Source organism: Candidatus Methylomirabilota bacterium (assembly GCA_035936835.1).
In the GTDB taxonomy this organism is placed as follows: domain Bacteria; phylum Methylomirabilota; class Methylomirabilia; order Rokubacteriales; family CSP1-6; genus AR37.
Map to the genome: position 1 here is coordinate 24,413 of DASYVT010000046.1, position 6,435 is coordinate 30,847.

8 protein-coding genes are annotated in these 6,435 nt (G+C 69.0%); 6 read left to right on the forward strand and 2 right to left on the reverse strand.

Annotated features, from left to right (window positions below; genetic code table 11):
* Positions 1–56 precede the first annotated feature (56 nt).
* From VGV06_03880 to VGV06_03890, 3 genes are read left to right on the forward strand one after another with little or no spacing between them, the layout of a single operon-like run.
* A complete protein-coding gene (locus VGV06_03880; protein ID HEV2054297.1) occupies positions 57–848 on the forward strand; it encodes an aldolase/citrate lyase family protein in 792 nt (263 codons plus the stop codon).
* Between the two features lie 2 nt (positions 849–850).
* Positions 851–1,468: a CoA pyrophosphatase gene (locus VGV06_03885; protein ID HEV2054298.1), complete on the forward strand. Its 618-nt coding sequence runs from the start codon at positions 851–853 to the stop codon at positions 1,466–1,468.
* A gap of 11 nt (positions 1,469–1,479) precedes the next feature.
* Positions 1,480–2,268, forward strand: coding sequence for an SDR family oxidoreductase (locus VGV06_03890; GenBank protein HEV2054299.1), 789 nt, complete (start codon positions 1,480–1,482; stop codon positions 2,266–2,268).
* A gap of 6 nt (positions 2,269–2,274) precedes the next feature.
* Here the strand turns inward: VGV06_03890 and VGV06_03895 are convergent, their stop codons facing one another.
* Positions 2,275–2,784 (reverse strand): gamma carbonic anhydrase family protein, encoded by a 510-nt coding sequence (locus VGV06_03895; protein HEV2054300.1) that lies wholly within the window; start codon positions 2,782–2,784, stop codon positions 2,275–2,277.
* Positions 2,785–2,792: 8 nt separating this feature from the next.
* On the reverse strand, positions 2,793–3,587 hold the full coding sequence (locus tag VGV06_03900; protein HEV2054301.1) for an enoyl-CoA hydratase/isomerase family protein: 795 nt from the start codon (positions 3,585–3,587) through the stop codon (positions 2,793–2,795).
* Between the two features lie 149 nt (positions 3,588–3,736).
* Between VGV06_03900 and VGV06_03905 the strand changes: the two genes are divergently transcribed.
* Genes VGV06_03905 through VGV06_03915 form a run of 3 tightly spaced genes read left to right on the forward strand, consistent with a single transcriptional unit; the run spans position 3,737 to position 6,288 of the window.
* The gene (locus tag VGV06_03905; protein HEV2054302.1) at positions 3,737–3,955 is read left to right on the forward strand and encodes a hypothetical protein; all 219 of its coding nucleotides are present in this window, start codon (positions 3,737–3,739) and stop codon (positions 3,953–3,955) included.
* A 3-nt stretch (positions 3,956–3,958) separates the two neighbouring features.
* Entirely contained in the window at positions 3,959–5,047 is a 1,089-nt protein-coding gene (locus VGV06_03910) for a Gfo/Idh/MocA family oxidoreductase (GenBank protein HEV2054303.1), read from the forward strand.
* 32 nt (positions 5,048–5,079) lie between these two features.
* The gene (locus tag VGV06_03915; GenBank protein HEV2054304.1) at positions 5,080–6,288 is read left to right on the forward strand and encodes an acyl-CoA dehydrogenase family protein; all 1,209 of its coding nucleotides are present in this window, start codon (positions 5,080–5,082) and stop codon (positions 6,286–6,288) included.
* Positions 6,289–6,435 lie beyond the last annotated feature (147 nt).

Below are 6,435 nucleotides of genomic sequence, written 5' to 3' on the forward strand. Positions count from 1 at the left end.
CACGGGCGGTTCAATAGCGCGGTCGTCTGTGATCCCCCAATTTAAAGGAGAGTGACGTGCGCGAGAATACGCTCAGGACGATCTGGAAGCGCGGCGAGGCCGCCGTCAACGGATGGCTGTCCATTCCGTCGGGCTTCTCGGCCGAGGTGATGGCCCACCAGGGCTTCGACTCGCTGACGGTGGACATGCAGCATGGCGTGGTCGACTACCAGGTCGGCGTGTCGATGCTCCAGGGCATCTCGACGACCGGGGTGATTCCGCTGGCCCGTGTGCCGTGGAACGATCCGGCCCGCATCATGAAGATCCTGGATGCCGGCGCCTACGGGGTCATCTGCCCCATGGTCAACACGCGCGAGCAGGCCGAGGCGCTCGTCCAGGCGTGCAAGTACCCGCCGCGCGGCTACCGCAGCTGGGGCCCGGTGCGCGCGAGCCTATACATGGGGGCCGACTACGGTGACCGCGCCAACGAGGACATCATCGTGATGCCGATGATCGAGACGGCCGAGGCGCTCAAGAACCTGGACGACATCCTGAGCGTGCCGGGGGTGGACGCGGTCTACGTCGGGCCGTCGGACCTGTCGCTGGCGTTCGGCTGCAAGCCGCGGCTCGACCAGACGGACGCGCCCGTCGTCGAGGCGCAGCAGGTCATCGTCAAGGCGTGCAAGAAGCACGGCGTCGTCGCGGGCATCCACAACGCGACCGCCGCCTACGCCGTCAAGATGATCGCCGAGGGCTACCAGTTCGTCACGCTCGCCAGCGACAGCCGCTTCATGGCGGCCAAGGCCGCCGAGGAAGTCGAAGTCGTCAGAAAGACAGGAACAGAGGGCGGGAAGCTCCCGGCGTACTAGGCGTGCGCTTCGATCTGGTGCTGCTCGAGAGAGCTCGCGCGAATCTTGCCGCCTTCGACCGGCGGGCCGCGGCTCTCGAGGGGCGCAAGGCCGCGGCGGTGGCCGTGGTCCTGCTTCCCGATCAGGAGGGGCGCGGCTGCTTCCTGCTGACCAAGCGCGCGCCCACGCTGCGCGCCCACACGGGGCAGTGGGCGCTGCCGGGCGGCCGGATGGACGCGGGGGAGAGCCCGGAAGGGGCTGCGCTCCGCGAACTCGACGAAGAGGTCGGGCTCAAGCTCGGCGCGGGGACGGCGCTCGGGCTCCTCGACGATTATCCGACGCGCTCGGGGTTCGTCATCACCCCGGTCGTCTTCTGGGCCGATGATCCCGGCGCGCTCTCTCCGAACCCTGCCGAGGTGGCGCGCGTGCACCTGGTCCCGCTCGAGGATCTCGATGCTCCCGACGTCCCGCGCTTCGTCAGCATCCCAGAGAGCGACCGGCCGGTCATTCAACTCCCCATCCTCGGCAGCCTCATTCACGCGCCCACGGCGGCCGTCATCTACCAGATGCGCGAGGTCGTGTCGCACGGCCGCCCGACGCGCGTTGACCATCTCGAACAGCCCGTTTGGGCGTGGCGCTGATCGGAGACCATATGGGAAAGCTTGACGGGAAGATCGCGATCGTCACCGGTGGCGGTACCGGCATCGGCCGCTCCACCGCGCTCATGCTGGCCGCCGAGGGCGCGCACGTTGTCGTCGCGGGCCGGCGCAAGCCGCCCCTCGAGGCGGTCGTCGCGGAAATCAAAAAGGCGGGAGGTCGCGCTGTGGCGCGCGAGGCCGACGTCGCCAAGCCCGCCCAAGGGCGCGCCTTAGCGGAATGGGTCGTCAAGGAGCTCGGGCGTGTGGACATTCTGATCAACAACGCGGGGCATTCCAGCAAGGTGCGCAACGCCCGCTGGGTGGGGCAGGAGGACTGGGACGCCGTGATCGCCGTCAACCTGACCGGGGTGTACGCGCTGACGCAGGCCGTGCTGCCGAGCATGATCGAGCGGGGCGGCGGCGCCATCGTCACGGTCGGCTCGTACGCGGCGCTCCGGCCGGGGCTCATCGGCGGGGCGCCCTACGGCGCCGCCAAGGCGGGCGTGCTCAACTTCATGGGCCACGTCCACACCGTGCTCCGCGACAAGGGCATCCGCGCGACCACCGTGATGCCGGCCGAGGTGGACACGCCGATCCTGGCCAACCGCCCCCTGCCACCCGCCGCCGCGGCCCGCGCCACGATGATGCAGCCCGAAGACGTCGCGGCGGCCATCTTGATGTGTGTGACGCTGCCGGAGCGCACCGTGGTCGAAGAGATCGTGCTGAGCCCGACGAAGACGCGCGACCAGAGCCGCGACGTAGAGGTCGCGCGCAACCTGGGCGCGCCGCCGGGAGCGAAGTAGTCTCAGCTATCCGCGATAGTCGCGGTGCCAGAGCTCGAGATATTCGACTGCGTTCCGGCGGATGTCTTCGAGCTCCTCTTCGCTCATCTTCCTGACCGGCTTGGCGGGCACACCCATCACCAGCCAGCCGGCGGGCACGACCTTGCCCTGCGGGACCACGGCGCCCGCGCCCACCTGCGCGCCTTCTTCCACGACGGCCCCCGTCAGCACGACCGCGCCGATGCCGATGCGGACGTTGTCCATGATGGTGCAGGCGTGGACCACGCAGCGGTGGCCGATGGTGACGTTGGCGCCCACGATGCAGGGAAACTCCGGGGTGACGTGGAGCACGGAGTTGTCCTGGACGTTGGAGTTGCGCCCGAGCGTGACGTAGTTGTCCTGGTCGCCGCGGAGGACGGTCAGCGGCCAGACGCTGGCGCCCTCCTCGATGGTGACGTCGCCGATGACCTGGGCGGAGGGATCGACCCAGGCGCCCGGGTGGACGCGCGGGGTGCGGCCGGGAACGCTGCGGATCATGCGGGCGTCTACTTCCCGGTCCAGCGGGGCTTCCGCTTCTCGAGGAAGGCGCTCATGCCCTCCCGGAAGTCGGCGCTCGAGTAGGTGAGGGAGATCAGGTCCTCGCCGCCTTCGAGGCGCCGGCGCTCCTGGATGCGACGGACGGCCTCCTTGGTAACCTTTAATGTAATCGGCGCGTACGAGGCGACCTCCTCGGCGATGGCCTTCACGCGCGCCTCGAGCCCGGCCGCGGGCACGATTTCGTGGACGAAGCCCGCGGCGTGCGCCTCCTCCGCCGTGATGAGGCGCGCGCGCATGATCATCTCCTTGACCCGCGAGGGGCCGAAGAGCTCCACGCAGCGCGAGTAGTTCTCCATCGAGAGGCAGTTGCCGAGCGTGCGCGCGATGGGGAAGCCGAAGCTCGACTCCGGCGTGGCTATTCTAATGTCGCAGACGGCGGCGATCGCGAACCCGCCGCCCACGGCGAAGCCCTCGATCTGCGCGATGACGGGCTTGCCCACGCGCTCCAGCCGGCCGGTTCGCCGCTCGCCGTCGCGCTCGTACTGGATCCCGTCCTCCGCGGTCTTGAAGCTCTTGAACTGGCCGATGTCGGTGCCGGCCACGAAGGCCTTGCCACCCGCGCCGCGCAGCACGAAGACCCGGATGGAGTCGTCGGCGTCGATCTCTTCGCAGGTCTGGTAGAGCCGCTCGTACATGTTCCACGTCAGCGCGTTGCGGGCTTCAGGGCGATTGAAGGTGAGCGTCACCACGGGTCCGTCGCGGGTGACGAGGACTTCGCTCGAGTCTTGCGCCTGGTTTGCCAAGGTCTGTGCCTCCCCGTCTTTCGAGTCGCCGCATGGTAGCACGGCTGAAGGGGCGTGACAGGCCGCCCCGCTGTGGTCGCGCCCGGTGCGCTATACTCCGGCTCCGTGACCCGAGACCGCGTCAACCCCAGCGACGAGAGGGGTCGTCAGTGAAGCCGTCGCGCATCGCGCTCGCCTCCGTCCTCCTCCTCGCGAGCGCGCTGCCCGCCTCCGCGCTGGGCAAGTCGCCTCCGCCCGACGCTGCGCGGCCCGCCCAATCGGCGCCTGGCGCTGTCGCCGTGAACGCGGCGCTCAAGGCGGCCGCTATCGAGATACCGTTTCCCCAGCGCGACGTCACCCTCCGCTTCCCGCCCCGAGAGGAGACCTGATCCATGGCCCGGACGTCCCACACCGTTGGCATCATCGGGCTCGGCTTCGGCCGCGCCCACATTCCCGCCTTCCAGGCCCACGGCTGCGAGGTCGTGGCCGTCTGCCAGCGTAACGAGAAGGCCGCCCGCGCCGTCGCGGACCGGTACGGAGTGCCGCGCGCCTTCGCGCGCTGGCAGGACCTGCTTGCCCAGGCCAGGCCGGAGATCGTCGTCATCGCGACGCCTCCTGTCCTCCACCACGAGATCGCGCTCGCGGCATTCGCCGCCGGCTGCCATGTGCTCTGCGAGAAGCCGCTCGCCATGAACGCTTCTGAGTGCCGCTCGATGATCGAGGCGGCGGCGCGGGCCAAGCGCGTCGGGATGACCGGCTTCAACTGGCGCTACACTGCCGCGATGCAGCGCTTCCACGCGATGGTCGAGGCGGGCGCACTCGGCCGGCTCTTCCATGCCAACCTGCGCTGGATGGGGTCGCGCTGGGCCGACGAGTCCGCGCCGGCGACCTGGCGCATGGACCGGGCGCAGGCCGGCCACGGCGCGATGGGCGACATGGGCGTTCACGTCATTGATATTGTCCGCTGGCACTTCGGCGAGATCGCGGCGGTCAGCGCGCAGACCGGTATCGCCTATCCCTCGAAGACCGTGCCCGGGGTCGGAAAGGCGACCGACGCGGAGGACTACTGTGACGTGACGGCGCGGCTCGCCTCGGGCGCCCTCGTGGCCTTCATCGTCAGCCGCGCCGCGCGGGCGATGAACCAGCAGACCATCGAGGCCTACGGCTCCGACGGAGCGCTCGAGTATCGTCTCGATCGCGACAAGCCCCGCTGGTGGCGCGGCGAGCTGCGTCAGGCGGGTAAGGAAGGCGGCTTCGTCCCGGTCAAGGCGCCGGCCGGTTTGTCGAAGTCCGCGGGGGAGGGGGATGCGATGGAGGTCGTCGGCAAGACGACCATCGCCCCGCTCGTGAAGCGCTTCCTCGCCGCCGTCCGCAGGGGCCGGAGCGAGTCGCCGTCCTTCGAGGACGGCATGCGCGCCCAGGCCGTGCTGGACGCCGTGCTCGAGTCCATTGCGTCGGACGGCCGGATGGTGTCTATTTAGGCCACACACTCACGACCCTGGAGGGGCTTCCGATGGAATTCGAGTACTCGAAGAAGACCAAGATGTACATGGAGCAGGTGACCGACTTCATGGGCAAGCACGTCTACCCGGCGGAGCCCGTGTTCCACGAGCAGCTCAACCAGGGGCCGACGCGCTGGCAGGTGCCGCCCATCATGGAGGAGCTCAAGGCCAAGGCGCGCGAGCGCGGGCTCTGGAACCTCTTCCTGCCGGAGAGCGAGCGCGGCGCCGGGCTGACCAACCTCGAGTACGCCCCGCTCTGCGAGATCATGGGCCGCTCTCCGATCGCGCCCGAGTCCTTCAACTGCTCGGCGCCGGACACCGGAAACATGGAGACCATCGAGCGCTACGGCGGGCCCGAGCAGAAGAAGGAGTGGCTCCAGCCGCTGCTGGAAGGCAAGATCCGCTCCGCCTTCGCCATGACCGAGCCCAAGGTCGCGTCGTCGGACGCGACGAACATCGCGTCCTCGATCACGCGTGACGGCGACTCCTACGTCATCAACGGCCACAAGTGGTGGACCTCGGGCATCGGCGACCCTCGCTGCAAGATCATCATCTTCATGGGCAAAACGGAGGCCAAGAACCCCGACAAGTACAAGCAGCAGTCCATGATCCTCGTCCCGCGCGATGCCCCCGGCATCAAGGTCGTCCGGATGCTGACGGTCTTCGGTTACGACGACGCCCCCCACGGCCACGGAGAAGTCCTCTTCGAGAACGTGCGGGTGCCCGCCTCCAACATGCTGCTGGGCGAGGGCAGGGGCTTCGAGATCGCGCAGGGCCGCCTCGGGCCCGGGCGCATCCACCACTGCATGCGCCAGATCGGCGTTGCGGAGCGGGCACTCGAGCTGATGTGCCGCCGTTCCACGAAACGTGTCGCCTTCGGTAAGCCGCTGGCCGACAACGACATCACCCTCGAGCGCATCGCCCAGTCGCGCATCGACATCGACCAGGCGCGGCTGCTCGTCCTGCACGCGGCCTACATGATGGACACGGTCGGGAACAAGGCGGCCCGGCAGGCCATCGCCGAGATCAAGGTCGCGGTGCCCAACATGACCCTGGCCGTCGTCGAGCGGGCCATGCAGCTCCACGGCGGCGGCGGCGTCAGCCAGGAGTTCCCGCTGGCCTCCATGTGGGCGCACTCGCGCACTCTGCGATTTGCCGACGGGCCGGACGAAGTCCATCGGCGCCAGATCGGCCGCTTGGAGCTCCGGAAGCACGCGTAGCCTCGCCCCCTCACCCTTGTATCTTGCCGGGAGGCGGGAAATGATACGAGGGAAGAGCAGGCCGGGCGTGACAGACCGACTCACCCCAGGTCATCCGAGGCCGCAGGGTAGCATGGGTCGTCACGCCCGTTTCCTCCACAGCCCGAA